The sequence below is a fragment of the Frankia sp. R82 genome, assembly GCF_023716925.1.
Classification (GTDB): domain Bacteria; phylum Actinomycetota; class Actinomycetes; order Frankiales; family Frankiaceae; genus Frankia.
The window spans coordinates 86,515-112,655 of record NZ_JAMQQG010000002.1; the positions used below are offsets into that span (position 1 = coordinate 86,515).

Sequence of the window (26,141 nt, forward strand, 5' to 3'; positions counted from 1 at the left end):
CCGGAACAACCCTCCACATGAGGCCGTCGTCCCTCGACGTGTGTGCCGACCACGAGTTCCACTGCCGGAAATGACGCTCCCGAGCCAGGACGACGTCCGTCCACGACACGGACCTCAAGGAGCTTCGCGCTGCTCCACCAGGGATCGACCGCCGCACCGTCAGGTGGAGGTCCGCACCGTCAGGGCCAACGTCTAGCCGCGGGAAATGACCGCGGAACCGCCCAGGTCGATGCCCGCAGAGGTGACGGCCGGGTCTGCAGGAGCGACGGCCGGACCCGTGGGCGCGACGGCAACGGAGAGGGACGGGAGGCCGGTGGGGGTACTGGTGGGGATACCGGCGGCGCCACGGACGAGGTTCTGGGCGGCACGGACCAGACGGACGTCGCTGACGCTGTCGTTCTCGTGGCGCAGGGAGCGGACGAAGGCATGCAGGGCGGTGAAGAACAGCAGGGCGGTGGCCTCGACGTCGTCGATGCGGTAGGCGCCGGCGGCGACTCCGGCATGGAGCAGACCGCCGATCACCTCGACCAGGTGCTGGTGGGCTGCCTTGTGCCCGGACGAGCCGGGGCCGCGCGGATCGGCGAGCTCGCCGGGCAGCTGCTGGAACAGCGATCCACCCATGGCGTCGCAACCGGTGAAGTGCTCGAAGCAGACCAGGACCACCGCGTCGAGCTTGCCGGGCCAGTCGGCCCGGGCGGCGGCCGCGGCGCCGACCCGGGCGGCGAACTCGCGGGAGGCCTTCTCCTGGAGGGCGAACACCAGCTCTTCCTTGGACGGAAAGTACTGGTAGAACAGGCCCTTCGAGACGCCGGCACGGCGAGTGATGTCGTCGAGCGTGGTCGCCGTGTACCCCTTGGCCGCGAACAGTTCCGCGCCCGCGGTCATCAGCTGCGACCTGCGCTCATCGGCCGACCGGTACCTGGACACGCCACCTCCCAGTGGGTCGACAGTACCGACCAAGACACCCCTGTGGCACTGGTTGCGCTATTCCGAACCCCGTCACCACGGGCGCCTCCCCCGGCTCACCTCGATCCTATCGTGGCCGACTGACCACGAGTCAGTGCATTGACCGACGGTCAGTCGATCCCTACGCTGATCTCGACACGTCGCACTGCCCTGGCGCGGCGCACACCATCTACGCATGGGGCGCCACCCACGCACGACATCACCCACGCACGACACCACCCACGCACAGCGGCAGAAGGCGTGCTGCACACGGCGGATACCGGGGGAGATTCATGGATCGGAAATGGTGGACGCTGCTCGTCGTCTGCAGCGCCACGTTCATGTTGTTGCTCGACGTCACGATCGTGATCGTCGCGTTGCCGGAGATCCAGACCGGCCTGCACGCCGGTTTCGCGGATGTGCAGTGGGTGATCGACGCCTATGCGCTGACACTGGCGTCGCTGCTGCTGACCGCCGGGTCACTGGCCGATCTGTACGGGCGGCGGCTGCTGTTCGTCGTCGGCTTCGGCATTTTCACCGTCGGGTCGCTGCTGTGCGGCCTCTCCCAGTCGGCGCTGATGCTGATTGCCTCCCGGGGGGTGCAGGGGGTCGGCGGCGCCATTCTGTTCGCCACCTCGCTGGCGCTGTTGGCGCATAGTTTCCGCGGTCGGGACCGCGGTGTTGCCTTCGGGGTGTGGGGGGCGGTCACCGGTATCGCCACCTCGCTGGGGCCGATTCTCGGTGGCCTGATCACCACCGGGATCAGCTGGCGGGGCATCTTCCTGGTGAACGTGCCGATCGGCGTCGTCGCGATCGCACTGACGCTGCGCAAGGTGGCGGAGTCCCGCCCGCCGGTGGCCCACCGGCCGGACTGGGCCGGGTTCGCCACCCTCACCGCGGGCCTGGTCGGGCTCGTCTACGGTCTGATCCGCGCGGGTGAGGCGGGCTGGACGGAGACCGCGGTGCTGGCCTGCATCATCGGCGGCGCGGCGATGATCGTCATGTTCGCGCTGGTGGAGACACGGGTCGCCCATCCGATGTTCGACCTGTCGCTGCTGCGCACCCCGACCTTCCTCGGCGGCTCGATCGCGGCGATGGCGATCAACGGTTCGCTGTACGCGATGTTCGTCTACCTGGTGCTGTTCCTGCAGAACGACCTGGGGTACTCGGCGCTCGGCACCGGCCTGCGGATGCTTGTGGTCAGCATGGTGGCGCTGGTCGCCTCGACGGCCGCCGGCCGGCTCAGCAGCATGGTGCCCGCGCGGTTTCTGGTCGGCCCGGGCCTGCTGCTCACCGGCATCGGCCTGCTGCTCATGACCGGTCTGGACGCCGGAAGTGACTGGACGCACCTGATCCCCGGCTTCCTCGTCGCCGGGTTCGGCAGCGGGATGGTGAACCCACCGCTGGCATCCACCGCCGTAGGGGTCGTGCCGCCCGCCCGCACGGGGATGGCCTCCGGTGCGAACACGACGTTCCGGCAGATCGGCATGGCGGTGAGCATCGCCGCGCTCGGGTCGATCTTCTCGTCCCGGCTGGCGAGCGGCATCAACGGCACGCTGGACGGTGTCCCGGCGCTACGTGGCCAGGGTGACCGCATCGCCGACACCCTGCGTCAGGGCGAGGCCGACAGCCTGTTCGCCGGCACCGCCCCGAACGCCCGCGCCGCGCTCGGCAACGCGATCCGTACCGGCTTCGCCGGCGCCATCAACGACCTGCTCGTCGTCGCCGGGGTCATCGCGCTCGTCGGCGGGGTCATCGCCCTGTTCCTGATCCGTCCCAAGGACTTCGTCAACCATGCTCCGCCGCCCACCCGGCCCGACGCACCGCAGACCGGCCCGACGGCCACGGACCAGTCACGGTCGCAGCCCGAAGGCAGCCCACAACCGCAGGCCCAGCCGCAGGCCGGCGTCCAGCCGCGGGTCTCGCCCCAGCTCGGTACCTGATCTGCCGGTGGACGTTTCGCGACCCGACACGTCCGAGCCCGACGGGTCCGGATCCGAACTCCGCGGGCCTGACCTGTCCAGGCTGGCGGCGGCACTGCGGGCGGCTCCGGCGCGGGCCGGTGACGTGCGGGTACTCGCCCTCGACGGACGCTCGGGTGCCGGCAAGACCACCCTCGCCGCCCGGCTGGGCCAGGCGCTGCCCGCGCCGTGCGTGAGCCTGGAGGATCTCTACGGCGGCTGGGACGGCCTGGCCGCCGGGGTCGGGCGGCTGGTCGCCGAGGTCCTCGTGCCGCTCGCCGCCGGACGTACCCCCCGGGTGCCCCGGTACGACTGGACGGCCCGGGCCTGGCAGGAGCCACGTCCGCTGACGGTTGCGGGTGGGCTGCTCGTCGTCGAGGGGGTCGGCGCCGGTGCGCGGGCGGCGGCGCCGTATCTGAGCCTGCTGGTCTGGTTGGAGGCGCCGGTGGCGCTGCGGCGCACCCGCGCCCTCGCCCGCGACGGGGACGTCTACACCGGGCACTGGGATGCCTGGGCCGCGCAGGAAAGCGCCCTGCTCGACCAGGACGACACCCGCTCCCGCGCCGACATCGTGCTGCACACCGACCGCTGACCGCAGACCACCGGCTTGGGACGTCCGACGGCCCCACCGGAGCTACCCAGCGCGGGCCGACACGGTTGGGGAGGTCGGTCGCAACGACTGGGGTGCGCGGGCCGTAGGTCCCTGGGCAGCGCGGGCGCCCGCGCCGAGGATCGAGAGGACGACAACACCGCGGCCGGCCGGCGCCGGTCAGCGCCGCGGTGACCATGATGGAGGGTGGACAGGAGGGCCAGGCGATGCCGACGACCGACGACTGGCCACCGCGCCATCCGCATGCTGACCCCGAGGTCATCCCGCACGCCCCACACGCCGCGGGTCCGGCACGTCCGGGTGGGACGCATGGGTCCGGGGGGGACGGGGCGAAGGCGGCTCCGGGCGAGCTGATCTTTCCGGCGGTCGCCCGGCTCGAGCTCGACGAGCTGCTGGCCCAGCTGGTCGACCGGGCCCAGGACGTGCTGGCCACCCAGGGCCGGCTGCGCGGGCTGCTGCGGGCCAACCGGATGATCACCGCCGATCTGAGCCTTGACGTGGTGCTGCGACGCATCGTGGAGTCCGCCTGCGAGCTGGTCGACGCCCGCTACGGGGCGCTCGGGGTGATCGCCCGCGACGGTCACCTGGAGCAGTTCATCCACGTCGGGATGGACCCGGGTGTGGTCGAGGCGATCGGGCGCACCCCCCGCGGCGACGGGGTGCTGGGGCTGCTCATCGCCGAGCCGGCCGCGGTCCGTCTCGACGACATCGCCGATCATCCCGGGGCGGTGGGCTTCCCGGCGGGCCATCCGCCGATGGAGGGGTTTCTCGGCGTTCCGATCCGGGTCCGCAACGAGATCTTCGGCAATCTGTACCTCACCGAGAAGCGGGGCGGCCGGGTGTTCACCGCCGAGGACGAGGAGCTCGTCCAGGCGCTGGCCGCCAACGCCGGGGTGGCCATCGACAACGCCCGGCTGTTCGGCGAGACGCAGCACCGTCAGCTGTGGTCGCAGGCGTCCGCGGACATCACCCGGCATCTGCTCGCCGACGGCGACGACCCGCTCGAGCTGATCGTGGCGCGGGCCGGGGACGTCGCCCGCGCGGACACCACCGCGCTCGCCCTGTGCGACCCGGCGGCCGGCGCGCTCACCTACGACGTCGCCGAAGGTCATGACGCGGACCTGCTGCGAACCCGGCAGGTGCCGATGGACGCGTCGCTTGCCGGCCGGGCGGTGCGCAACCGGGCACCACTGGTCGCCGCGGAGGTGCACGCGCTCGGCGGTTCGGAGCTCGACGGGCTCGATGTCGGCCCGATCATGATCGTGCCGCTGATCGCGTCCCAGGTCACATCCGGGGCACTGGTGCTGGGCCGGCGGCGCGGCAGCGGTCTGTTCACCGACGAGGATCTGGAGCTCGCCGCCGCGTTCGCCGCGCACGTCGCACTCGCCCTGGAACTGGCCCGGTCCCGCGCGGCGCGCGGGCGGCTGTCGTTGCTGGAAGACCGCGACCGCATCGCCCGTGACCTGCACGACCATGTGATGCAACGGCTGTTCGCGGTGGCGATGGGCCTACAGGGCCTGGCCGCCAGCGAAGAGCGCGTCGAACGCGCCGAGCGGATGAACACCTACGTCGAGGACCTCGACGAGACCGTCCGGGAGATCCGGCAGACCATCTTCGAGCTGCGGGGACGCTCCACCCCGGCGACCGGCAGCGGCCTGCGGGCGAAGATCCTCGGCATCATCGACGACATGGCCGAGGCGTTCGGCTTCACTCCCCGGCTGCATCTGGACGGCCCGGTCGACAGCGCGATCGACGCGACTGTCGGCGACCATCTGACCGCCGTGGTGCGCGAGACGCTGTCCAACGCCGCCCGGCATGCCGCCGCCCGCTCGGTCGAGGTGACCGTACGGGCGGCGGACGCGCAGGTCACCGTCGACGTCGTCGACAACGGGGTGGGGATCGGCCCGACCACGCGGCGCAGCGGCCTGGCGAACCTGCGCAGCCGGGCCGAGGGGCTCGGTGGCACGTTCCGCCTCGAGTGCCCGCCCGGCGGCGGTACCCGGGTGCACTGGTCGGTTCCCACCGGCTGACCGGGCGCCCCCGACAGCACCCTGCCCGGGCCGCCCGCACCCGTCTGCCGGGGTCCCTGTCGCGCTTCACCGAGTGCGGTGCATCGTGTCCGATACGCGGAAAGAATGGCGCACCCCCGGGGGGAGCCATCCACCCATACGTGTTACTTTCCGCACTACGTCGGACCCTGCCCGCAGGGCCCCTCGAGGAAAGGTGGGATGTGACCGCACCGCAGCTGCAGCGCGACACGCGAGTACTTCCACCCCGGTTGGATCCACGGGGTTCCGGACCCGGCCGGGCCGGGCGGCCCGCTCCGGGTGGAGGGCGCCCACCGCGGCGTCGGCGCGGCCTGCTGGCGGTCCTGTCGTTTCTGTCCTGCTGCGTGCTACTGGTCACCGTCGGTGGCTGGGCCACCTATTCGTGGATCAACGGGAAAGTCAACCGGATCGATCTCGGACTCGGGTCGGAGCACGGGTCGGGTGGCGTCGCCAAGGCGAACTACCTGATCGCTGGCACCGATGACCGGCCGGGTCTTGACGGGCAGCGCTCCGACACAACGATTCTCGCGCATCTGGACGAGAACGGCACCGCCACGATGATCTCTTTTCCGCGTGACATGTACGTGACGATTCCCGAATACACCGATGCCGACGGCAAACATCATGCCGCCCGTAAGGACAAGTTCAACTCGGCGATCTCCTCGGGCGGCGCCTCGCTGCTGGTCAAGACCGTGCAGAGCCTGACCGGCATGGAGGTCAACCACTACCTCTCGATGGACCTGCAGGGCTTCCGGGAGATCACCAACGCGATCGGCGGCGTCGAGGTGTGCATCAAGCCGTTTGACGGGCCGGCGCAGCGCTTCCAGGACGACAGTGGCCGTTGGCGAACCAGCACGAACACCAACGACCCGATGAGTGGTTTCCGGGGCGGCCCAGGGACGATCCAGGTCAACGGTGAGCAGGCGCTGGCCTTCGTCCGCCAGCGGCACGGACTGCCCGCCGGCGACACCGACCGTATCGCCCGTCAGCAGCAGTTCATCGGCGCCATGTTCCACAAGATCATGAGTGGCGACACGCTGACGAACCCGCTCAAAACTCAGCGGCTCGTGTCGACCGCCGCAGGCGCACTCACCGTCGACGACAACACCAAGCCGGCCGACCTGCTGTCGCTGGGAACCCGGATTCGCGGTCTGACCAACGGTGGCATCAAGATGCAGACCGTACCCACCCATGCGCCGACCCGAGCCGAAGGCGCCGTTGACGACCTCGGCGACATCATGCTGCACGGCGTCCGCGCCTCGGTGCAGTTCTACCAGCCCGACGACCTCGCCCGGCTCGTCGCTCCGCTCGGCGGCCGCGTCGAGGGCGCCACCGTCAGCGACGACACCGGCGCCGCCACCGGCCCCGCGCTCAGCCCTGGCGCCACCGCCGCGCCGTCCCAGGTCAGGGTCTCGGTTTACAACGGGTCCTCGCGGGCCGGGCTCGCCGCGAAGGTCACCGGTCAGTTGACCGCCAAGGGCTTCCACGCCCGCAACTCCGGCAACGCCTCGGTGCTCACCCACGAGACGTCCCGGGTCAGCTACGGCCCCGGACAGGAGGCCGAGGCCCGCACCGTCGCCGCCGCCGTGCCCGGTGCGGCGCTCGTCGCCGATGCGTCCATCACCGGTGTCCAGCTCGTCCTGGGTTCCGACTTCACCGCCGTCGTGACCCCGACCCTCACCCCCAGCCCGGCCCCTGGCTCAGCCGGTACCGGTACCGGTGGCGCAGGGGGCGCCACGGCACCGTCCGGTGGCCCCGCACCCGCGCCCGCGGCACCGGACGCGCCGTCCTGTACCTACTGACCGGCCGGCCCGGGCTGCGGTCGGTGCTTCGTCCTGCGAACCGCCTCTCCGATCGCAGGCAGCACCACGAGGTGTGAACCAGGCGGGCAGCCGTCGGCTGTGGCTGGCCGGGCATCCGTCGCCATACCTCGGTGCTCTCCGGTGTTGTCCGGGCGCCATCTCCGGGCACCATCTCCGGACGCCATCCGATGTCACGGCACCCCACGGGCTGGTCTCGACGGCCGACCTCGCCGCCGTCACGGGCCGTTGTCGACGCCGGCGGCCAGATGAAGCGGATGGGTCCTTCCACCGGGACGAAGCAGACAAAATTTCGGTCTGACCCCGGCAGAAGGACCCCCTTGATCGACACGCCCGAGATCGCCTCGACCCGCAAGACCACATTGGTCACGCTGTGTCACACCAGTCGCCGGGTACCGGGTACCGGGTACCGGGTACCGGGTACCGGGTACCGCCCCGGATGGTGTGCCCGCAGCTGCCCCAGCACCTGACCACAGCCGGAAACGCTCATGGACCGCGTGGACCGCGCCACCAGGTCCGATGGCTACCGGGGTCGGCGGACGGAGCTACCGGGGTCGGACGGCGGCGGGGGTGGAGGTGGCTGCGGCTGCCGGCGCCGGCGCCACGGACTCGGACGTGGGCGGCACCTCGGACGGTGCGAACACCCGGCCGCGTTCGGCGGCGGCGTGCAGGGTCAGGACCCCGTCACGCCACACCGGACGGACGTGGTTGCGGGTGCGCAGCAGATCGGAGCGGCGCGGCGCGGCCTGGCCCACGGGGGCGACCACCCGGCCGACCGCCGTCTGTCCCAGCACCGTCTCCACCGACACCGTCCCGCGCAGCCGGCTGACTCCCGGGTACACCACCGCCCGGCCGCCCTGGCGCTCCGTGTGGTCGGCGACGGCCTGGGCGGCACCGTCCGCGAGCACGGGCGGGCCGATGCGCTCCGCGGCGGTGGCCACCCCGACCGGACCGTAGATCAGAGCCTCGACCTCGACGAACCCGGTCAGCGCCAGGTCGGCCGCCGCGGCGCCGGTGCCACGGCCCAACCCCGCGGCGGCCCGCCTGGCCGCGGTCAGCTCGGCGGCGGCGAGATCGCCGGCGAGATAGGCAACCCGGCGCCAGGCCGCCTGGTCCCGCCAACCCACCGGCAGGGCGAACGACAGGGCGACGTGCCCGGTGCCCGCGCCGACGGTGTGGGTGCAGGCCACCGTGTCCGCGGGCAGTTCCAGGGCCTCGACCAGCCGGTGCACGAGCAGATCGGCGTCATGCAGGGTGACACAGCCGGCGTCCACACCCACGATCAGTGGCCCGCTCATCGCGCCCGCGCCCGTACCTGTGCCCACGGCTGGTCCTGGTCACCCATCACGATCCCTTCCCTGACGTTCTGCCGGACGCGGTCGCCCGATGCGCCGAGCCGAGGGTGGCAGCGCGGAGTGAACGGCCGGTCAACATCTACGGGCCAGTTTGTTCTAGCCACGCCATTTATAGTCAGAATTGGCTGGTAAGAGGATCGCAGCTAGCCCGTTCCGGTGGTGCCTCTACCCCCATTCGGTTACCCAACGACCCAGGTCGGCCGCCAGCGGCGACCGTCGTCGGCAATCGTCGGCGGCCCGGCTGCGCACCGCCGCCACTGCCACCGCCGTGGTGGCGGCGAGCCACCGACCTGCAACACCCGACTCAGGCTCGCATCCACCGGCCGCTGCGGCCAGGACCTGGTCAGGCCAGCCCGCCATGCCCCCGTAACGCACATCCATGCCGCTTCCGCCATCCCCACCCGCGCATCATTTCCGAAACAGGCCGGCGCAGGAAACGCACCACCAACAGGCCCGTCCAGCCTGGAACGCAGTCGGCCGAACCGGTCGACGGGGCCGCCCGAACAGATCGACGGGGCTGCATTGTGCCATGCGCGACCGGCAGACGGCGGGGACGACCGGGCTGTCGTTGACGGACTTCCGGCTCTTCCAAAAATGCATCCGTTCAGGGACAATTTCACGCGTCATTGATCGGCAGCCGCTCCCGGGTGTCCTCGGTGTCCTCGTTCACATTCCAAGCCATAAACGGGGGTCAACCATGCCCGCGCGAGGAGCACATCCGGAGCCGGTCCTGTCATGGCCTCGCCACGACAGGGTGTTCGACAACCAGGAGAGGATGTACGCGTGACCGACACTGCGACACCCGACCAGCCTCTGCACGTGCAGGGTCGGGAGGCGGTCATCGCCGCCTCGGCCGACGCGGACTGGCGGGACGGCGAACCACCGGACTACCACCTGTCCCATCGGGACATGCCGGCGGAACGCACCTCGCAGCACGCGCCCGGCTCCCTCGCGGACATCGTGGAGCGGGTCGTGCAGGTGTTCGAGATGGAGCTGTCGCACAAGAAGAACCCCGCCGACTGGGTCAGCATGGTCGCGGAAAAGGTGCTGGTCAGCGTCAACGGCGGGCAGCCGGTCGGCAGCGCGGAGCTGGCCGAGCGGGGCAGTTACAACGTCCTGATCGGGGAGAACCCGTACTACTCGGCGGAACAGGAGACCTTCGAGTCGTCCCATGACGTGTTTCACCAGGCCTTTCCGGGTGGTTTCTTCTGGGAGGTGCTCGAGGTCTACTCGCCGCCGCCCACCATCACGTTCAAGTGGCGGCACTGGGGGACGTTCAGCGGACCCTACAAGGGGGTGGAGCCAACCGGCGAGCGTATCGAGATGTTCGGTATCACCGTCGCGAAGGTGACCGAGGATCTGCGTATCACCGAGACGCACCACTACTACGACAACACCGACTTCCTCGGTCAGCTCGCCCGCGGCCAGCTCACACCGAACTCCCACGCACACGGCTGACCGCCTCCCGGCCCGACCGCGCCGCCACACCGGCCGGTCTGGCCGGGGCTTCGCCGACGTCGGGTGCGGGTATGCGCTCTGGCATGAGGCGCCCGCATCGCGCCCCTGACCAGGCCGGATCTGCTGCCGGGCAGGTTCGGTGGTTCATCCGGGCGCTCCCGCTGCTGATGCTCCTGCTGGTCTCGGGGCTGACGTTGGCCAACCGGGAGTGGACCGTGCTGGAGCTGGCGGTCCTGAGCCCGATGCTTGCCGCCACCTTCGCCGGGCCACCGCTGACAGCGCTCTACGGCGTGCTGGCCGTACTCGACGGTGTCCTGCTCGGCCTGCACGACGATCTGTTCGGGCAGGCCGGCGGGGGGCCCACCGCGCAGGCCGTCCGGCTGGGCGGGGTGGCGCTCGGCGGGGTGCTCGCGGTGCTGGCCAGCCGCTACAACACCCGCCGGGAGACCAAGCTGCAGAACGTCAGCCGGGTCGCCGAGGTGGCCCAGCAGTCGATTCTCACGCCGGTTCCGCCGTCCTCGGGCACCCTGCGGCTTGCGGCCCGTTACGCCAGCGCCACCGCCGAGGCGCGCATCGGCGGAGACCTCTACGAGGTGCTCGACACCCCCTGGGGCACCCGCCTGATCATCGGGGACGTGCGGGGCAAGGGGCTCGGTGCGGTCCGCATCGCCAGTCGCGTGCTCGGCTGCTTCCGACTCGTCGCCCGCCAGGCGTACACCCCGTTCGCCCTGCTCACCGCCCTGGACGTCGAGGCCGCCGTGGTGTGCGGCCTGGACGACTTCGTCACGGCCGTCGTCGTCCAGATCGACAACGGCCAGGTGGACGATCACCGCCTCACTCTGGTCAACGCCGGCCACCCCGATCCCCTGCTGGTACGCGACGGCCATGCCCATCCGCTGAACGTCGGGATCCGCCTACCGCCGCTGGGCCTGCTGGCCGGCGACGACAACACCGTGGGCGTCACGCTCCAGCCCGGCGACCGCCTGCTCTTCTACACCGACGGCATCAGCGAGGCCCGCCACCCCGACACCGGCCAGTTCTTCCCGCTGCTGCCCCAGGTGGAAGCCGCCTTCGCCGATCTCAGCCCCGATCCCGGCGCCGGCTACGACCACAGTCTGGACGACGCGGTCGACGACCTGGCCCGACGCGTTCGCGCGTGGACGCACGCGACCCTCAGCGACGATGTTGCTCTGCTGGCTGTCGAGCTGCCGCGGACTCCACCGTGACCGCCTCGGCGGCCTGGGCACCGACGACGGCGGTGCGTACCCGCTCGTTGGTGGCCAGGCGCTCGTCGAGTTCGTCGCGGAACACCGCCAGCCGCCTGATCTTGTCGCTGACCTCGTCCCGAAGCCGCTGATAGGTCTGCTGCGCCTCGATCAGCAACCGCATCCGGTCGGCGTCGTCGGACGTCGCCCGGTACTCGACCCGTACCTGGACGAGCCGGTCCTCGCTCGCCAGGATCAGCCGGATCTCGTCCAGGTTGAAGCCCAGCAGGGTCTGCAGCTCCCGGATCCGCCGAACCCGATCGAGATCCTCCTGTGCGTAGAGCCGGTTGCCGCCCGCCGTCCGCCCGGACGGGGTGATCAGGCCCATCTCCTGGTAGTACCGCAGCGCCCGGATGGAGACCCCGAGCTCCTGCGCCGCCTGCCCGATCCCGCGCAGCTCCGGCCCCACCTTCCCGGATCGCGCCGACGTCAGGACGGTTGCCTCAGGCACTGCGGCTGTGTCACCCACCCTGCGATTGTTCCGCATCGCGTCGTCCGACGATGGGGGGGCGAGCCGTGGCCTCCGAGCTGGTGGCGGCGAGCGTCCCGCCGGTGCCGTCCTCGAGGGAGGCCAGGTCACCGACGTCGGCGAGGGCCATCCCGACGCCCTCGTGGGTGGCGGCTCCCGACCCACGGCGCGGACGGACGGCGTCGGGGCCGCGCAGCCAGGACAGGACCCCGGCGATCAGGCAGATACCGGCGGCGAAGGCGAAGGCGAGGTGCAGACCGTCCGCGAACGGGCCGGAGATGAGGTTGGGGAAGAAGGTGTGGCCGGTGAGGAAGTCGGCCCTGTCCGGGGGCAGGGAGTTCAGCGCGGCCGGGCCGAGCAGTTGCTGGGTGGGGTTGTAGCCGAGGAACGCGGCGAACAGGCTGCCGATCGGGGGCAGGTTCGCGGCCTGGTGGGCCGTGGCGGGGTCGATGCCCTGGCCGACCAGGCCGGAGAACATCGAGTCGGGCAGCGACGATGCGAGGCCCAGCGCGACGATGGTGAAGAACACGCCGATGGACAGCACGCTCGCGGCGTTCTGGAAGGTGTTGAGCATGCCGGCGCCGGCGCCACGACCGTCCGGGGGCAGGGAGTTCATCACCGAGCTGGTGTTCGGCGCGACGAACAGGCCCATGGTCAGGCCCATGAGCAGCAGGACCGCCGCGAACGCGACGTAGTTGAAGTTGATCGGCAGCACGTCGAACAGCAGGAACGCCGCGGCCATCAGGACGAGGCCCAACGTGGCGAACGGACGGGCGCCGTAGCGGTCGGACAGGCGCCCGGCCAGCGGGCCGGCGAGCAGAAAGCCGACCGTGAGCGGGATCATGTAGATGCCGGCCCACAGCGGGGTCTGCTCGAAGCTGTAGCCGTGCAGCGGCAGCCAGATGCCCTGTAGCCAGATGATCAGCATGAACTGCAGGCCACCGCGGGCGAGCGCGCTGAGCAGCCCGGTGAGGCTGCCCATCAGGAACCCGCGGCTGCGGAACAGGGTCAGCCGGAACATGGGGTCCGGGGATCGCAGCTCGATGACGGCGAACCCGATCAGCACCGCGAGCCCGCCGACCATGCAGATCAGCACGAACGGCTTGGTCCAGCCCATGGTGTGCCCGCCGTAGGGCTGCAGACCGTAGATGATCCCGGTGAGAATCGCGACCAGCCCGACGGCGAAGCTGATGTTGCCGGCCCAGTCGATCCGGGCCGGGTGGCGCTCACCGTTGTCCTTGAGCTTCAGGTACGCCCAGACCGTCCCGAACACCCCGATCGGTACCGACACCAGGAATACCAGGTGCCACTCGACCGGAGCGAGCACACCACCGATGAGCAGGCCCAGGAACGATCCGGCGATCGCCGCGACGCCGTTGATACCGAGCGCGAAACCGCGTTCGTTCTCCGGGAAGGCATCGGTGATGATCGCGCTCGAGTTGGCGTAGAGGAACGCACCACCCACGCCCTGCCCGACCCGCATGATGATGATCCACAGGGCTGCGGTCGTGCCGTGCATCCAGGTGACCGCGAGCAGGATCGAGAACACCGTGAAGATCGCGAAGCCCAGGTTGTACATCCGGACCCGGCCGTACATGTCGCCAACCCGGCCGAGGCTGACCACCAGCACCGCGGTGACCAGCAGGAACCCCATCAGGATCCACAGGAAGTACGACGTGTTCCCCGGGGCCAGCGGATCGATCCTGATCCCCCGGAAGATGTCCGGCAGCGCGATGAGCAGGATCGACGAGTTGATCGTCGCCATCAGGATACCGAGGGTCGTGTTCGACAGGGCGATCCACTTGTAGTTGCCGCTCACCGCGGCCCGGCCGGCACCGGCGCCCTGCGGGGCGGACGCCACGGCGGAGTCGGAAGTCGTCACGGCAGGGAACGTTAGCCCCTCCATCTCACGTCAGCGGTAGATGTGACGTACTTCATTGGTCGCATGTGCGCTGAGCCAGCACCTTCGTGGCGCCCCGTAGGTCCATCCGCGCCACCCCGCTCCCCAATCCGCCCTCGGCCCCGGTCCGGGCCGGCCCTCGATCCGGCGGCCGAGTCCGTCGCGGTGCGGCGCCGCACGTCTGCCGGTTGACCATGACAACTGTCATGGTCAACCGGTGACGGGCATGACTGGGGAGCGTTGCCGCCGATGACGATGCTTGCCTTCATGACCACTGACCTTGATGTGCCGGGCGGATCGCCCGTCGCGGCGCCGAGTGTGGCCCTGCGCGGTCTGCGCAAACGGTACGGCAGTGTGCAGGCCGTCGACGGGGTGGACCTCACGATTGCCGCGGGCGAGATCGTCGCGCTGCTCGGGCCGAACGGCGCCGGCAAGTCGACGACCATCGACCTGCTGCTGGGCCTGAGCCGGCCGGACACCGGTGAGGTGCGCCTGTTCGGCCGCAGCCCCCGCCAGGCCTGCGTGGCCGGACGGGTGGGCGCGATGCTGCAGAACGGCGGACTGCTGCCGGAGATCACCATCGAGCGGATGCTCGCGTCGGTGCGCGGCCTGTACCCGACGGCACTGTCCGTGGACGATGTTCTCGCTCGCGCCGGCATCGCCGAACTCGCTGGATCCCGCACCGACCGGCTCTCCGGCGGGCAGCGCCAGCGGGTGCGCTTCGCGCTCGCCCTGCTTCCCGACCCCGATCTCATCGTCCTCGACGAACCGACGGCCGCGATGGATGTGGAGAGCCGCCGGGCGTTCTGGTCGTCGATGCGGGCCTGGGCGGCCACCGGGCGCACCGTCCTGTTCGCCACCCACTATCTGGAGGAGGCCGACGACTTCGCCGACCGCATCGTGCTGCTGCGCCGCGGCCAGGTCATCGCCGACGGCCCGACCACCGAGGTCAAGGCACTGGTCGGTGGACGCACCATCCGGGCGACCCTGCGTGGCCTGGACGCGGCGACGTTGTCGGCGCTCGCTGGGCTGCCCGGCGTGGCCCGCGTCGAGCACCGCGGCGAGTCGATCGCCCTGACCTGCCCCGACAGTGACGCGGCCCTGCGGGCCCTGCTCGCCGGTTTCCCCCGCGTCGAGGACATCGAGGTCGTCGGCGCCGGCCTCGAGGACGCCTTCGTCGCCCTGACCTCGGACGTTCCGGACCAGGCCGACCCAACCCAGGCCGACCCGGCCCAGCCAGCGCATGCGGCCCGCCGCGCCGACCAGACGGAGGCCTACCGATGACCGCCAGCACAGCATCCGGCCAGGCCAGCACGGACGGCCGGACCATGGCGTGGGCCCAGCCGACGCCGGCCGCCGCCACCTACCTGCGGTACGTCCGCACCGAGGTCAGGCGGGCCTGGCGTAATCCCCGGGTGCTCATCTTCATGCTGGTGCTGCCGGTCATCCTGTTCAGCGCGTTCAGCGCCTCGGGGGCCGACGACCGCCTCGGCGGCCTCACCGTCGCCCCCTACATCATGATCAGCATGGCGTCGTTCGGGGCGATGAACGCCGTGCTCGGCACGGCCGGTCGGATCTCGATGGAACGCTCGATCGGTTGGAACCGACAGCTGCGGCTGACGGCGCTGTCCGGCCAGCAGTACGTGCTCGGCAAGCTCGGAGTGGGCTTCAGCCTCGCGGTCCTGCCGATCGTCGGGGTCTACATCGCGGGTGCCGCGATCCGCGGCGTCCATCTGTCGGCCGGCACCTATGTCGGCGCGGGCGTGTCCATCCTGCTTGGCCTGGTGCCGCTCGGCGCGTTCGCGATCTGGTTGGGCTATCTCGTCCGCCCCGACAACATGCAGGCCATCATCGGTGGACTGTTCAGCCTGCTGGCCCTGGCCGGTGGGATCTGGGTTCCGGTGGAGAACTTTCCCGACTGGCTGGCCGATATCGTGAAGGTGCTGCCGATGTACTGGTCGGCGCAGGCCGGCCGGGCGGTGCTCGAAGGCGGCTGGATCGGCGTGCGCGGCCTGGTGACCCTGGTGGTGTGGACGCTCGTGCTCGGCGCGGCCGCCGGACGGGCCTACGTCCGCGACCAGCTACGTACCTGACGGCGGTGATGACGATGGGCGACGGGCTGCGACGCTGGCTGACCTCCCCCGCGCCGGGGCGCCAGCCCGGCGAGCCGGGGATGGGTGCCTGGCGCTGGCGCCGGGTCGGTGGAGTCTTCCTCATCTACCTGGGCTATGCCGTCGGGGACATGACGAACCTGCACGACAACGCCGCCACGATCGCCTTCGGCTGTGCCGTGTTGGCCGTGTTCTGCGCGATCTACCTGTGGGTGCTGCCGCTCGCCGTGTTCGAGGGGCGTCTGGAATACCGCTACCCGCTGCTCGCCGGGATGGCGGCGTGCATCGCCGTCTACCTGCCGACGGTCGGCGGCGGCGGCCTGGTCATGACGGTCTACCTGGCCGTCGCGCTCAGCCTGCTGCTGCGCCCGATCGTGTCCATCCCGCTGGTGCTGGTGATCGCCGTCGTCGACACCTGGCTACCCGAGCGCATCGCCTGGTGGCAGGCCGCCGGACCGCAGTGGTCACTGTCCGCGCCGGTACTGTTCGCCGCGCTCACCATGCACGGCGTCCGGGCCGGCGCCCGCAACCAGGCCGAGCTGCACCGCGCCCACCAGGAGATCGAACGGCTCGCCAAGGAGCAGGAGCGGCTGCGGATCGCCCGTGACCTGCACGACCTGCTCGGCCACGCGCTCACCACGATCACCGTCAAGGCCGAACTCGCCTCGAAGCTCGTCGCCCGCGACCCGGCCCGGGCCGCCGACGAGATGGCCCAGGTCGCGGCACTCGGCCGGGCGGGACTGGCCGACGTACGGGCCACCGTCGCCGGCTACCGTGAGGTCAGCCTGGTGACCGAGCTCGCCGCCGCCCGCCAGGTGCTGGCCGCCGCGGGCATCCGCGCCCAGCTCCCGGCCTCCAGCGACGAGGTCCCCGCGCACCTGCAGGAACTGTTCGGCTGGGTGGTGCGGGAGGGCGTGACGAACGCGGTCCGCCACTCCGGCGCCAACCATCTCCGGATCACCCCGGGCGGCTCGTCCATCGAGATCGTCGATGACGGGCGCGGACCGTCCAGTGACCCTGCCCGTGCCGGGACGGGACTGGCCGGCCTGGCCGAACGGGTGCAGGCCAGTGGCGGGCGGCTGCGGACCGGTCCGGCCGCCCCGACCGACCCCGGCGGCTCCCGCCCCGGTTTCCGGCTGCGCGTCGACGTCGCCCCCGCCGAACCCCGACCTGACGTCGAACCCCGACCCGACGCTGGACTCCGACCCGGCACTGAACCCCGACCCGGCACTGAACCCCGACCCGGCAGCGACCTGACGTCCGCATCAACAGACGGTGGCCTGAGCCGTCCGGCCGGAGGCGCCCGGCTGTCGGTCGGTGTCGCCGCTGGTCAGAGTCGGGATCGGGGCCAGGATCAGGGTCAGGCGGGCAACCAATGATCAAGGTCTTGCTGGCGGACGACCAGCACCTGGTGCGCGGGGCTCTTGCGGCGCTGCTCGCACTGGAGGACGACATCGAGGTCGTCGGGCAGGTCGGTCGCGGCGACGAGGTGGTCCCCCAGGTCACGACACTGCACCCGGACGTCGTCCTGATGGACGTCGAGATGCCCGGCATCGACGGGCTCGCCGCCGCCGCGGCCGTGCGGGCCACCGCACCCCACACCCAGATCCTTGTGGTGACGACCTTCGGCCGCACCGGCTACCTGCGCCGGGCCATGGAGGCCGGTGCCCTCGGCTTCGTCGTCAAGGACGCACCCGCCGAGGCACTGGCCGATGCCATCCGCCGGGTCGCCCGCGGCGAACGGGTCGTCGATCCGACCCTGGCCGCCGCGACCCTCGCCGGGGGCGCCAGCCCGCTCACCGGGCGCGAACGTGATGTCCTGGTCGCCGCCCGCGACGGCGCCACGGTCGCCGACATCGCCGGCCGCCTGTTCCTGTCCGAGGGCACCGTGCGCAACTACCTGTCCGCGGTGATCGCCAAGACCAACACCCGCAACCGCATGGAAGCCCTGCGCGTGGCCGAGGACGCCGGCTGGCTCTGACCGGTCCGGTGTCCGGTCATCCCCTGCCGCCCGGTGTCGCCGGCTCGGCCACCCCACGCGCTCCCGAGAGCGCCAGCCCCGTCGTCCCGGTGCGCATCAGCGACGCCACCCCGGACATCCGACGGCATTTCACCGCCGCAACCCAGACATGCCCTGCTGTACCAGGTCCACCACTTGGGGTGTCCCACCGTGCGACGACGCCGCCCTCCCCGGCGGCGGCACATCGACGAAAGGGCCGCAGCATAGCACAAAGCCAAGGTCGAACGGGGCTCACGCCATCCTGCCGAGGCCTGGTGAAGAACCGAGGGCCCGGATCCTTCACCAAGCCTCGGCAAGACCTGATCATGGCGTGGTCTCGGCGCCCGACGCCCGTGGGCCGCGGCCATCGACCGGTCGCGCGGGCAGGCCTCGGCCAGCGAACCACCCGGCCAGCCGGGCGTGCGAGAGATGGTCGCGTTCGGGTGTCCGGAAGGCGACGGGTGATTGCCCGGGTGGTCGCCGGGGCATGATCCTCGGACTTCCGGCCGCGCCATGCGGACGATCACGAGGGGGCGCCATGTTGCTCGCCGAAGAACTTCTGCTGCTTGCGCTCGACCCGGATCGCGGCACGCCGGTGAACAGTTCCCGCGCGCCCCTGAACGTCGCGCTCAGCGGGGCGCTGGTGGCGGAGCTCGGCCTGGACGGGCTCGTCGTCGAGGACGGTCGCCGCCTTGCCCCGGCGGGGTTGGCACCGAGCCATCCCCTGCTCGCGGACGCCCACTGTCTGCTCGGCACGCTGCGCGGACGGCGGGCCGCCGACCAGCTGCGCCGGATGGACAAGGGGCTCGGCGGCGCCTGGTCACGGGTGGTGGACGGGCTGGTGGACGCCGGGGTGCTCGGCCGACGCCGCGACAGGGTGGCCCTGTTCGTGCCGGTGACGCACCATCCGGTGCTTTACACCAAGGCACGGGACGAGGTGGTCGACCGGCTGCGGGCGGCGGCGGCCGGTGACGGTCCGCTCGACCCGCGCACGGCGACGGTGCTCGCGCTCGCCGGGCCGTCCCGACTGTTGGAGGTCGTGGCACCGCAACGCGCCGAGCGCAGGCACGCCAAGGAGCGGATCAGGACCGCGACGGAGCAGACGCCGATCGCGCCGGTCGTCCGCAAGGTCATCCAGGAGGCCCAGCAGGCGGCAGCCGCAGCCGCCACCGTCGCCGCCACGGCGGGGGCAACCTCGAGCTGATCACCCGATGTCGGCACCGGCACCGGCGCGGACGCAGCGAATCCACGAGACCACGATCGTGCTACCGCGAACCGCGCAGATCGTCGGCGGCGCACCGCGATAACCCTCTAGAGTGACAGGCTGATCACTTTAAGATATGGCCTGGCCTGGGGAGACTCCGGATGACCTCCGCATGACGTCCGAGCGTGGTGCGACGGCCGCACAGCGGCCCGATCCGGACGCCGAGCCGCGCATCACGCGGCTCGGCGTCGGGGGCACAGCACCGGGGATGGCGGGCGCGGCTCTCGCCGCCCGGATCGTTGTCGCCGCCGCCCTCGGCGCCCAGATCGTGGCGATGCTGCTGGTCGGGACGTATGCCCGGCGCGGTCCGCAGCTGTGGGGGCTGCCGTTCTTCTACTGGTACACCCTGCTGTGGCTGCCCGTGGGGGCGGTGGCCATGGCGGGCTGCGTCTGGCTACTGGGGCGTTTCCCCGCTCGGCCGGGCCAGGCCCGACCGTCCAGGCAGGACCCACCGTCCAAGCAGGACCGTGGGTCTGTGCTGTCTGACCGGACCAGCCAACCCAGCCGGTCCGGTCGCGTCTATCGGTTGGGTGAGCATCCTCGGCATGACCGCGCCATGCTCGCCGAGCAGCGCGACCCCGACGCCGAGCCCGGTCAACCGGTTCGTCCGACGCGGATCGAGCGACCCGCCGCACCCGGCGAGCCGTCCTCGGGCGAAGGGCCGGGCACGTGACCGGGGTCGCGGCGGACGCGGAGCCGGGAGCGACGTTTCACGGGGAGCAGTTCACCGTGTTCGCGGTGTTGTTCGTCGCGGTTGCCGTGGTCGGCTTCTGGGCGTCACGGTGGCGACGCGGCGGCGGCGGTGGTCCGGGCGCCACCGGCGGCGCAGGCGGTAAGGGTGGGCTGAACAGCCTGGACGAGTGGGGGCTGGGCGGGCGGCGGTTCGGTGGGTTCGTGGCGTGGTTTCTCATCGGCGGGGACGTGTTCACGGCGTACACGTTCGTCGCGGTGCCGGGGGCGATGTACGCCTCGGGGGCGGTGTCGGGGTGGTACGCCGTCGCCTACACCACGATGATGTGGCCCATCTTCTTTGTGATCATGCCGCGGATGTGGGACGTCGCCCGTCGCAATGGTTTCGTCACCCCGGCGGATCTCGTCCGTGGGCGGTACGGGTCGCAGACACTCGCGCTTGCCGTCGCCGTGACCGGGGTGGTCGCGACCATGCCGTACATCGCGTTGCAGCTGGTCGGGATGCAGGCGGTGCTCGAGGTGATGGGGGTCGGGGCGGGATCGGGCAACGGGTTCGTCCGGGATCTGCCGGTGATCGTCGCGTTCGGGGTGTTGGCGGTGTGCACCTACACGGCGGGGCTGCGGGCGCCGGCGCTGCTCGCGTTCGTCAAGGATTTTCTGATCTACCTGGTGGTCGCGGTGGCCGTCGTGGTGCTCCCCCACCGGTTCGGCGGGTTCGGGCACATCTTCGACGCGGCCGGCGCGAAGTTCGACGCGTCCAACGCCGCTGCCGTCGCCGCCGGGCGCAGGCCGAGCGCCACGCTCGTTCCCGGCTCGAAGGACATGCTTGCCTACGCCACGCTCGCGCTCGGTTCGGCGATGGCGCTGTTCCTCTACCCGCATTCGATCACCGGAGTGCTCTCGACCCGGTCCCGGGACGTGATCCGGCGCAACGCGGTCGTTCTACCGCTGTACACGGTGCTGCTCGCGTTCATCGCGCTGCTCGGGTACGTCGCGATCGCGGCCGGGGTACACACCACGAATCCGCGGCTCGCGATCCCGCTGCTGTTCGACCACGAGTTTCCGGCCTGGTTCGCCGGGGTGGCGTTCACCGCGATCGCCGTCGGCGCGCTCGTCCCGGCGGCCATCATGTCGATCGCCGCGGCGAACCTGTTCACCCGGACCATCTACGTCGGCTATCTGCGCCGCGACGCGTCCGCCGCCGAGCAGACCCGGGTGTCGAAGATCGCCTCGCTGCTGGTGAAGGTCGGCGCGCTGGTGTTCGTCCTCGGTTTCGACACGCAGAACTCGATCAATCTGCAGCTGCTCGGCGGCGTGTGGATCCTGCAGACCTTCCCCGCGGTCGTGCTCGGCCTGTGGCGCCCCCGCCTGCACCGGTGGGCGCTGCTGGCCGGCTGGGCTGTCGGCATGGCCTACGGCACCACGCAGGCCTACCACCAGCACAGTCTCGTCGCGAAGCACTTCGGCGGCGCCCTCGCCACGGTGCCCGGCGTCGGCCGCGCCGGCTACATCGCCCTGACCGCCTTCGCCCTCAACCTCGTCATCGCCGTCGCCGGCACCCTGGTGCTACGGGCCGTCCGCATCCCCAACGGCCCTGACACCACCTGGGATGACGAGCTCCGACCGGCAACGGTCGCGGAGGCGGAGGTCCCCGTGCCAGCCCAGCTCCGGAAGGCGGGTGTCGCCCTTCTGGACGGACCCGTCGCGCCGCCACCGGGAGACCAGCCGCCGCCTCACGCCGACCTCTGATCCGAGTCGGCCGTACCACACACCCATCACACCCCATCCCGCTCGGGACCGCCTGCGTCTGCGCTGCCACGTTCGGCGCGGAACCGGCCGCACCCTGCCTGCGAAGTGGTTCCGCGGAACCGTCACCGCATGACCAGCCTTCGACTCCGCACTCGAGCTCCCGGGCCGCCGGCGGGAACAGCGCCCCACGCCGACGGCTGGCCTCGCCGCGTCGAGGCCGCTTCCGGCTGACGTCCGGGGCTGCCGCCGTCCGGCCGCTGGGCGCCAGTCGTCCGCACGGGGACGAACTCCGCGCACACTGGAGGTGAGGGCTGGCCCGCCGGCCGGCGAGCGCACGGGGAGGACGGGCATGGCTTCGGTGGCCGACAGGAAGACATTCGACGGCCCGACAGCTGACGAGGGGATGCTCCGGGACGCGCGGTCGATGGCGAGCGAACTCGTCGAGCTGCGCCGACGGCTGCACCGGGAGCCGGAGATCGGGCTGGTGCTGCCCCGCACCCAGGAGAAGGTGCTCGCCGCACTCGACGGGTTGCCGCTGGAGATCAGCCTCGGCCACGACCTGACCTCGGTGACCGCCGTCCTGCGCGGCGGCGCACTCCCATCAGGGGCATCAGACACGTCCGTTCCCGCGGGGGCTGGCCATCCGACGGACGGGACGGTCCCGCGGGACCGGGCGCCGTTGCCGCGGGACCCGGCGCTGACGGTGGATGCGGCGCCGGTGGTGCTGTTACGCGGAGATATGGATGCGCTGCCGGTGCAGGAGGGGGCGGGGCTGGCGGGGGCGTCCGCGGTGGAAGGGGTCATGCATGCCTGTGGGCATGACCTGCACACGGCGATGCTGGTGGGGGCGGCGCGGCTGCTGTGCGCGCGGCGGGAGCGGCTCGCCGGCGACGTGGTGTTCATGTTCCAGCCGGGTGAGGAGGGCTGGGAGGGCGCGCAGCACATGATCGACGAAGGGGTGCTGGCGGCGGCGGGACGGCCGGTGACGGCGGCGTACGCACTGCACGTGTTCTCGGGCGTACTGCCGGGTGGGAGTTTCGGAGCGCGGGCGGGGGCGATCACATCCGCGTCGGCGATGCTGCGGGTGCACGTGCGCGGACAGGGTGGGCACGGGTCGATGCCGCATCTGGCGGCCGATCCCGTGACGGCGGCGGCCGAGATGGTGCTGGGCCTGCAGACGATGGTGACCCGCCAGTTCGACGTGTTCGACCCGGTGATCATTACCGTCGGGGTGTTGCGGGCGGGGACGCGGCGCACCGTCATCCCGGACGAGGCGATGTTCGAGGCGACGGTGCGGACGTTCACGCCTGCCACCGCCGAGCGGGTGGAGACGGCCGCGCGGCGGCTGCTGGCCGGGATCGCCGCGGGGCACGGGGTCGAGGCGGACGTGGCGTTCGTGCCCGAGCGGCCGGCGACGGTCAACGATCCGGTGCGGGCCGCCCTGGCCGCCCGAGCGGTCACCGAGACGTTCGGTGCACGGCGGTACGTCGAGCTCGCCCATCCACTGGCCTGCTCGGAGGACTTCTCCCGGGTGCTCGCGCACGTGCCGGGCAGCCTGATCGCCCTCGGCGCCACACCACCCGGCACCGATCCGCGCACGGCGCCGATGAACCACAGCCCCCGCGCGCACTTCGACGAGTCGGTTCTGCCCGACGGTGCCGTGCTGTACGCCGAGCTGGCCACCCGCACCCTCAGCGGCGATCCGGCCATCGGGTGATCGGGACATCGGGTGATCGGGACATCGGGTGCCGCCGGCCATGACCGCCGGGCGATCGCCGTGCCGGCACACCCCGGAAATGGGGGTGGACATGCCATCATGAGATGGTGGCCGCTGCCACTGGGCGAGCCGGCAGAAAACCACCGCCGACCGATGACACAAATACCGACGACCCGAATAAGGAAGACAGATTGAACGATCGGGTGATCTCCCTGGTCCGGGACTATCTGGTCGCCTATCCCGGGGAGGCCGAGACGCTGGCCCCGCTGCTCGAGCTTGCGGCCACCGACGTGCCGGTCACCTCCCGCGACACCCTGCCCGGCCATGTGACCTGCGGTGCCATCGCAGTGGACATGACCTACCGGGTGCTGCAGATCCACCACCGGGTACTGGACCGCTGGCTGTTCCCCGGTGGGCACGTCGAGGCCGAGGACGACAGCCTCGAGGCGGCGGCGCTGCGGGAGCTCGCCGAGGAGACCGGCGTGCAGCCGGCCGCCGTCCGGGCGCTGCGTGACCTGCCGATGGACATCGACGTCCACACGATTCCCGAGAATGCGACCCGAGCCGAACCGGAACACACCCATTACGATTTTCAGTTCGTTTTTCAGATACAACGGTCGACCGGGCCGGGAACGGTGGACCTGCGCCTCGACGAGGTCACCGATCATCGGTGGATTCCCGTTTCCGACCTGCACCATCCGGCCAGCCGCCGCATCACCGCCATGCTCGCCGGCTGACCGGCCGTGGCGGGCCTCAGCCCGCGACGGGTTCGGCGACGAAGTCGGCGGCGTGCTCGGTGGCCCAGGCGGCAAAGGTCAAAGACGGGCGGCCCAGGATGGCCGGCACCGCATCGAGGACGGGCGTCGGGATGCCGTCGGTCGCCGCCTGGTAACCGAGCAGCGTGTCGGCGAGGCCGGGCCAGGCACGCTCGCCCATCGCGGCCAGCATGCGCTCCTTCGCCTGGGCGGGCGACTCCACCGCGAGCTGCACCGGGCGGCCGGCCGCCTCGGCGATCAGCTCGAGCTGACGACGGCGGCTCAACGACTCCGGGCCGGTCAGCGCGTAGGCGGCACCGTCATGGCCGGGCTGTAGCAGCGCGGCGGCGGACACCGCGGCGATGTCCCGTTCGTGGATGGGCGCCGACGTCGACTCGGGGTACGCCTCCCACACCGGCTGGCCAGCCCGGATGGCCGGCGCCCACCCCAGCGCGTTCGTCGCGAAGGCGCCGGGGCGCACGAACGTCCATGCCAGGCCGCTGGCGACGATCGCCTCCTCCACGGCGGTGTGCCGGCGGGCCAGGACGTTCGGCTCCGCACCCGGCTCGACCTCCCGCGCGGCCGACAACGACGACAGCAGCACGATCCGCTCCACCTTCGCCGCGCGCGCCGCCGCCAGGAACCCCTCGATGCCGGCCGGCTCCGCGTAGAGGAACACCGCGCTCACCCCGTCGAGCGCGGCCGGCACCGTCTCGGGGTCGGCCAGATCGAGCCTGACCACTGCCACACCGCCCGGCACGCTCGCCTGCTGCGGCTCGCGGCTGGCGATGCGTGGTGCCTCGCCCGCGTCAAGCAGCTCTCCCACCAGCGCACGGGCAACGCCGCCCCGCCCGCCCGTCACCAGAATCGTCATGGTGCCCAGCCTCCCATCGACCTCTGACAGTTTTCCGTCGCCCCATGGCGAGCGCTGCGCGATGCCCGGGGCCTCGAGGGTGACACCTGATGTCCGGTTGAAGTCAACCGTGGACGTTCCCGGTCCCGACCATCACTCCCAGGCCGCCTCGGTATCGGCCGGCGATCAGACAGCGACGGATCTCGACGGTCCGGCAGTGGCCTGACGACGCACGCACTATGGTGTGGTCTGTTACATTCCGCATCCATCATGTGCACAGACGACCATCCGGGGGCGCAGCCGCGATGACCGAAGCCGAAGCAGCAGCCGCGCAGCATGGAACCAGCGCACCCGCCGGCGGTGTCGACCTGCGCATCGACGTGCCCCACCCGGCCCGGATGTACGACTACTTTCTCGGCGGCAAGGACAACTTCCCGGCCGACCGGGAGACCGGCGAACAGGTCCTCAAGCTGTTCCCCAGTTCGCGCATCGTCGTGCGACAGAACCGGCTGTTCATGGCCCGGGCCACCCGCTATCTCGCCGCCGAGGCCGGCATCCGCCAGTTCCTCGACATCGGCACCGGCATTCCGACGTCGCCGAACCTGCACGAGGTCGCCCAGCAGGTGGCGCCGGAGTCGCGGGTGGTCTACACGGACAACGATCCGGCCACCCTTGCGCAGCCCTCCAGGCTGCTGATCAGCATCTATTGGTTAGCCGGGCCGGTATTTGGTTCGTTCCCGGGTTGCACAGGTCTCACGGCTTGGTCGCAGCGGGCTGGGGCTGTGTTTCTACCGCCGCATCGGCGATCGTTCTTAGTGCCTTCATACTGACGTTCGCTACCGCGGTGAACGGCAGTGTGCGCCAGTCGCCCGCAGCGAGAGCGGTGCCGAGCGCGGAGTTCCCGAACGTGGGGTGTCTCGTCTCGGCCAAGGTGCCTGCCACCCTAGCCAGCGCCTGGGCCTGCGAGTTCGGGTCGGTGATGGTGCGGGCGATCTGCTCGGCGGCGGTAGCGATCTGCTCGGCGCGGTCGTGTTCCCCGGCCTGTGCGAGAGCCCCCGCCACGCCGGCCAGCGCCCGGGCCTGCCAGTCCGGGTTGGTGATGGTGCGGGCGATCTGCTCGGCGGCGGTAGCGATCTGCTCGGCGCGGTCGTGTTCCCCGGCCTGTGCGAGAG

Annotated in this window: 21 protein-coding genes and 1 pseudogene; 16 read left to right on the plus strand and 6 right to left on the minus strand. The window is 71.2% G+C overall.

From position 1 onward, the window contains the following. Positions 1-192: 192 nt before the first annotated feature. Positions 193-885 (minus strand): TetR/AcrR family transcriptional regulator, encoded by a 693-nt coding sequence (locus ND747_RS01150; RefSeq protein ID WP_251731021.1) that lies wholly within the window; start codon positions 883-885, stop codon positions 193-195. A 353-nt stretch (positions 886-1,238) separates the two neighbouring features. Between ND747_RS01150 and ND747_RS01155 the strand changes: the two genes are divergently transcribed. The 4 genes from ND747_RS01155 (at position 1,239) to ND747_RS01170 (ending at position 7,366) form a co-directional block, all read left to right on the plus strand. Next, positions 1,239-2,888, plus strand: coding sequence for an MFS transporter (locus ND747_RS01155; RefSeq protein ID WP_251731023.1), 1,650 nt, complete (start codon positions 1,239-1,241; stop codon positions 2,886-2,888). A gap of 7 nt (positions 2,889-2,895) precedes the next feature. Further along, positions 2,896-3,498 (plus strand): dephospho-CoA kinase, encoded by a 603-nt coding sequence (locus ND747_RS01160; RefSeq protein ID WP_251731024.1) that lies wholly within the window; start codon positions 2,896-2,898, stop codon positions 3,496-3,498. A gap of 224 nt (positions 3,499-3,722) precedes the next feature. Continuing rightward, positions 3,723-5,546 (plus strand): GAF domain-containing sensor histidine kinase, encoded by a 1,824-nt coding sequence (locus ND747_RS01165; RefSeq protein WP_251731025.1) that lies wholly within the window; start codon positions 3,723-3,725, stop codon positions 5,544-5,546. 200 nt (positions 5,547-5,746) lie between these two features. Further along, complete coding sequence (locus ND747_RS01170) at positions 5,747-7,366, plus strand: LCP family protein (protein ID WP_251731026.1); 1,620 nt, start codon at positions 5,747-5,749, stop codon at positions 7,364-7,366. Between the two features lie 563 nt (positions 7,367-7,929). Here ND747_RS01170 and ND747_RS01175 read toward each other — a convergent pair. After that, on the minus strand, positions 7,930-8,709 hold the full coding sequence (locus ND747_RS01175; RefSeq protein ID WP_251731027.1) for a hypothetical protein: 780 nt from the start codon (positions 8,707-8,709) through the stop codon (positions 7,930-7,932). Between the two features lie 813 nt (positions 8,710-9,522). Between ND747_RS01175 and ND747_RS01180 the strand changes: the two genes are divergently transcribed. Both ND747_RS01180 and ND747_RS01185 read left to right on the plus strand, forming a co-directional pair. Beyond that, positions 9,523-10,197 carry an ester cyclase gene (locus tag ND747_RS01180; RefSeq protein ID WP_251731029.1) on the plus strand — a complete coding sequence of 225 codons (675 nt, stop codon included), beginning with the start codon at positions 9,523-9,525 and terminating at the stop codon, positions 10,195-10,197. Positions 10,198-10,280: 83 nt separating this feature from the next. Continuing rightward, positions 10,281-11,423 carry a PP2C family protein-serine/threonine phosphatase gene (locus ND747_RS01185; RefSeq protein WP_251731031.1) on the plus strand — a complete coding sequence of 381 codons (1,143 nt, stop codon included), beginning with the start codon at positions 10,281-10,283 and terminating at the stop codon, positions 11,421-11,423. On the opposite strand, the gene ND747_RS01190 is transcribed toward ND747_RS01185, so the two are convergent. Together ND747_RS01190 and ND747_RS01195 are read right to left on the minus strand one after the other, a co-directional pair. After that, positions 11,371-11,913, minus strand: a complete 543-nt coding sequence (locus ND747_RS01190; protein WP_251731032.1) for a MerR family transcriptional regulator — start codon at positions 11,911-11,913, stop codon at positions 11,371-11,373. The two genes, ND747_RS01185 and ND747_RS01190, sit on opposite strands and share 53 nt — an antisense overlap. A 10-nt stretch (positions 11,914-11,923) precedes the next feature. Then, complete coding sequence (locus ND747_RS01195; protein ID WP_251731033.1) at positions 11,924-13,813, minus strand: MFS transporter; 1,890 nt, start codon at positions 13,811-13,813, stop codon at positions 11,924-11,926. A gap of 267 nt (positions 13,814-14,080) precedes the next feature. Between ND747_RS01195 and ND747_RS01200 the strand changes: the two genes are divergently transcribed. The 9 genes from ND747_RS01200 (at position 14,081) to ND747_RS01240 (ending at position 24,098) form a co-directional block, all read left to right on the plus strand. Next, complete coding sequence (locus tag ND747_RS01200; protein ID WP_251731034.1) at positions 14,081-15,115, plus strand: ABC transporter ATP-binding protein; 1,035 nt, start codon at positions 14,081-14,083, stop codon at positions 15,113-15,115. Continuing rightward, positions 15,112-15,924, plus strand: coding sequence for an ABC transporter permease (locus ND747_RS01205; RefSeq protein ID WP_251731035.1), 813 nt, complete (start codon positions 15,112-15,114; stop codon positions 15,922-15,924). The genes ND747_RS01200 and ND747_RS01205 overlap by 4 nt, the downstream gene beginning before the upstream one ends. 14 nt (positions 15,925-15,938) lie before the next feature. Continuing rightward, entirely contained in the window at positions 15,939-17,321 is a 1,383-nt protein-coding gene (locus ND747_RS01210; RefSeq protein ID WP_251731037.1) for a sensor histidine kinase, read from the plus strand. Then, entirely contained in the window at positions 17,318-17,923 is a 606-nt protein-coding gene (locus ND747_RS01215; RefSeq protein WP_308204537.1) for a response regulator transcription factor, read from the plus strand. Before ND747_RS01210 ends, ND747_RS01215 begins: the two co-directional genes overlap by 4 nt. Before the next feature lie 556 nt (positions 17,924-18,479). After that, a complete protein-coding gene (locus ND747_RS01220) occupies positions 18,480-19,145 on the plus strand; it encodes a GPP34 family phosphoprotein (protein WP_251731040.1) in 666 nt (221 codons plus the stop codon). 172 nt (positions 19,146-19,317) lie between these two features. Then, positions 19,318-19,878: a DUF3311 domain-containing protein gene (locus tag ND747_RS01225; RefSeq protein WP_251731041.1), complete on the plus strand. Its 561-nt coding sequence runs from the start codon at positions 19,318-19,320 to the stop codon at positions 19,876-19,878. Continuing rightward, positions 19,875-21,644, plus strand: coding sequence for a monocarboxylate uptake permease MctP (mctP, locus tag ND747_RS01230; protein ID WP_251731042.1), 1,770 nt, complete (start codon positions 19,875-19,877; stop codon positions 21,642-21,644). The genes ND747_RS01225 and mctP overlap by 4 nt, the downstream gene beginning before the upstream one ends. A gap of 403 nt (positions 21,645-22,047) precedes the next feature. After that, positions 22,048-23,361, plus strand: a complete 1,314-nt coding sequence (locus ND747_RS01235) for a M20 family metallopeptidase (RefSeq protein ID WP_374216118.1) — start codon at positions 22,048-22,050, stop codon at positions 23,359-23,361. A 191-nt stretch (positions 23,362-23,552) separates the two neighbouring features. After that, the gene (locus tag ND747_RS01240) at positions 23,553-24,098 is read left to right on the plus strand and encodes an NUDIX hydrolase (protein WP_251731044.1); all 546 of its coding nucleotides are present in this window, start codon (positions 23,553-23,555) and stop codon (positions 24,096-24,098) included. Positions 24,099-24,114: 16 nt separating this feature from the next. On the opposite strand, the gene ND747_RS01245 is transcribed toward ND747_RS01240, so the two are convergent. Next, the gene (locus tag ND747_RS01245; RefSeq protein WP_251731045.1) at positions 24,115-24,990 is read right to left on the minus strand and encodes an SDR family oxidoreductase; all 876 of its coding nucleotides are present in this window, start codon (positions 24,988-24,990) and stop codon (positions 24,115-24,117) included. A gap of 284 nt (positions 24,991-25,274) precedes the next feature. On the opposite strand from ND747_RS01245, the pseudogene ND747_RS01250 reads away from it, so the two are divergent. After that, positions 25,275-25,670 (plus strand): annotated as a pseudogene (locus ND747_RS01250) (SAM-dependent methyltransferase); the annotation flags it as partial. A gap of 52 nt (positions 25,671-25,722) precedes the next feature. Here ND747_RS01250 and ND747_RS01255 read toward each other — a convergent pair. Further along, positions 25,723-26,141: hypothetical protein (locus ND747_RS01255; protein ID WP_251731046.1), on the minus strand; the 419-nt coding region annotated here is incomplete at its 5' end.

Coding starts and splice junctions, on each gene's coding strand:
- ND747_RS01165 (WP_251731025.1), top strand. CDS start 3,723: ATGCCGACGACCGACGACTGGCCACCGCGCCATCCGCATGCTGACCCC.
- ND747_RS01205 (WP_251731035.1), top strand. CDS start 15,112: ATGACCGCCAGCACAGCATCCGGCCAGGCCAGCACGGACGGCCGGACC.
- ND747_RS01225 (WP_251731041.1), top strand. CDS start 19,318: ATGACGTCCGAGCGTGGTGCGACGGCCGCACAGCGGCCCGATCCGGAC.
- ND747_RS01235 (WP_374216118.1), top strand. CDS start 22,048: ATGCTCCGGGACGCGCGGTCGATGGCGAGCGAACTCGTCGAGCTGCGC.
- ND747_RS01155 (WP_251731023.1), top strand. CDS start 1,239: ATGGATCGGAAATGGTGGACGCTGCTCGTCGTCTGCAGCGCCACGTTC.
- ND747_RS01210 (WP_251731037.1), top strand. CDS start 15,939: ATGGGCGACGGGCTGCGACGCTGGCTGACCTCCCCCGCGCCGGGGCGC.
- ND747_RS01245 (WP_251731045.1), bottom strand. CDS start 24,990: ATGACGATTCTGGTGACGGGCGGGCGGGGCGGCGTTGCCCGTGCGCTG.
- ND747_RS01150 (WP_251731021.1), bottom strand. CDS start 885: ATGACCGCGGGCGCGGAACTGTTCGCGGCCAAGGGGTACACGGCGACC.
- ND747_RS01185 (WP_251731031.1), top strand. CDS start 10,281: ATGAGGCGCCCGCATCGCGCCCCTGACCAGGCCGGATCTGCTGCCGGG.
- ND747_RS01215 (WP_308204537.1), top strand. CDS start 17,318: ATGATCAAGGTCTTGCTGGCGGACGACCAGCACCTGGTGCGCGGGGCT.
- ND747_RS01220 (WP_251731040.1), top strand. CDS start 18,480: ATGTTGCTCGCCGAAGAACTTCTGCTGCTTGCGCTCGACCCGGATCGC.
- ND747_RS01200 (WP_251731034.1), top strand. CDS start 14,081: ATGACGATGCTTGCCTTCATGACCACTGACCTTGATGTGCCGGGCGGA.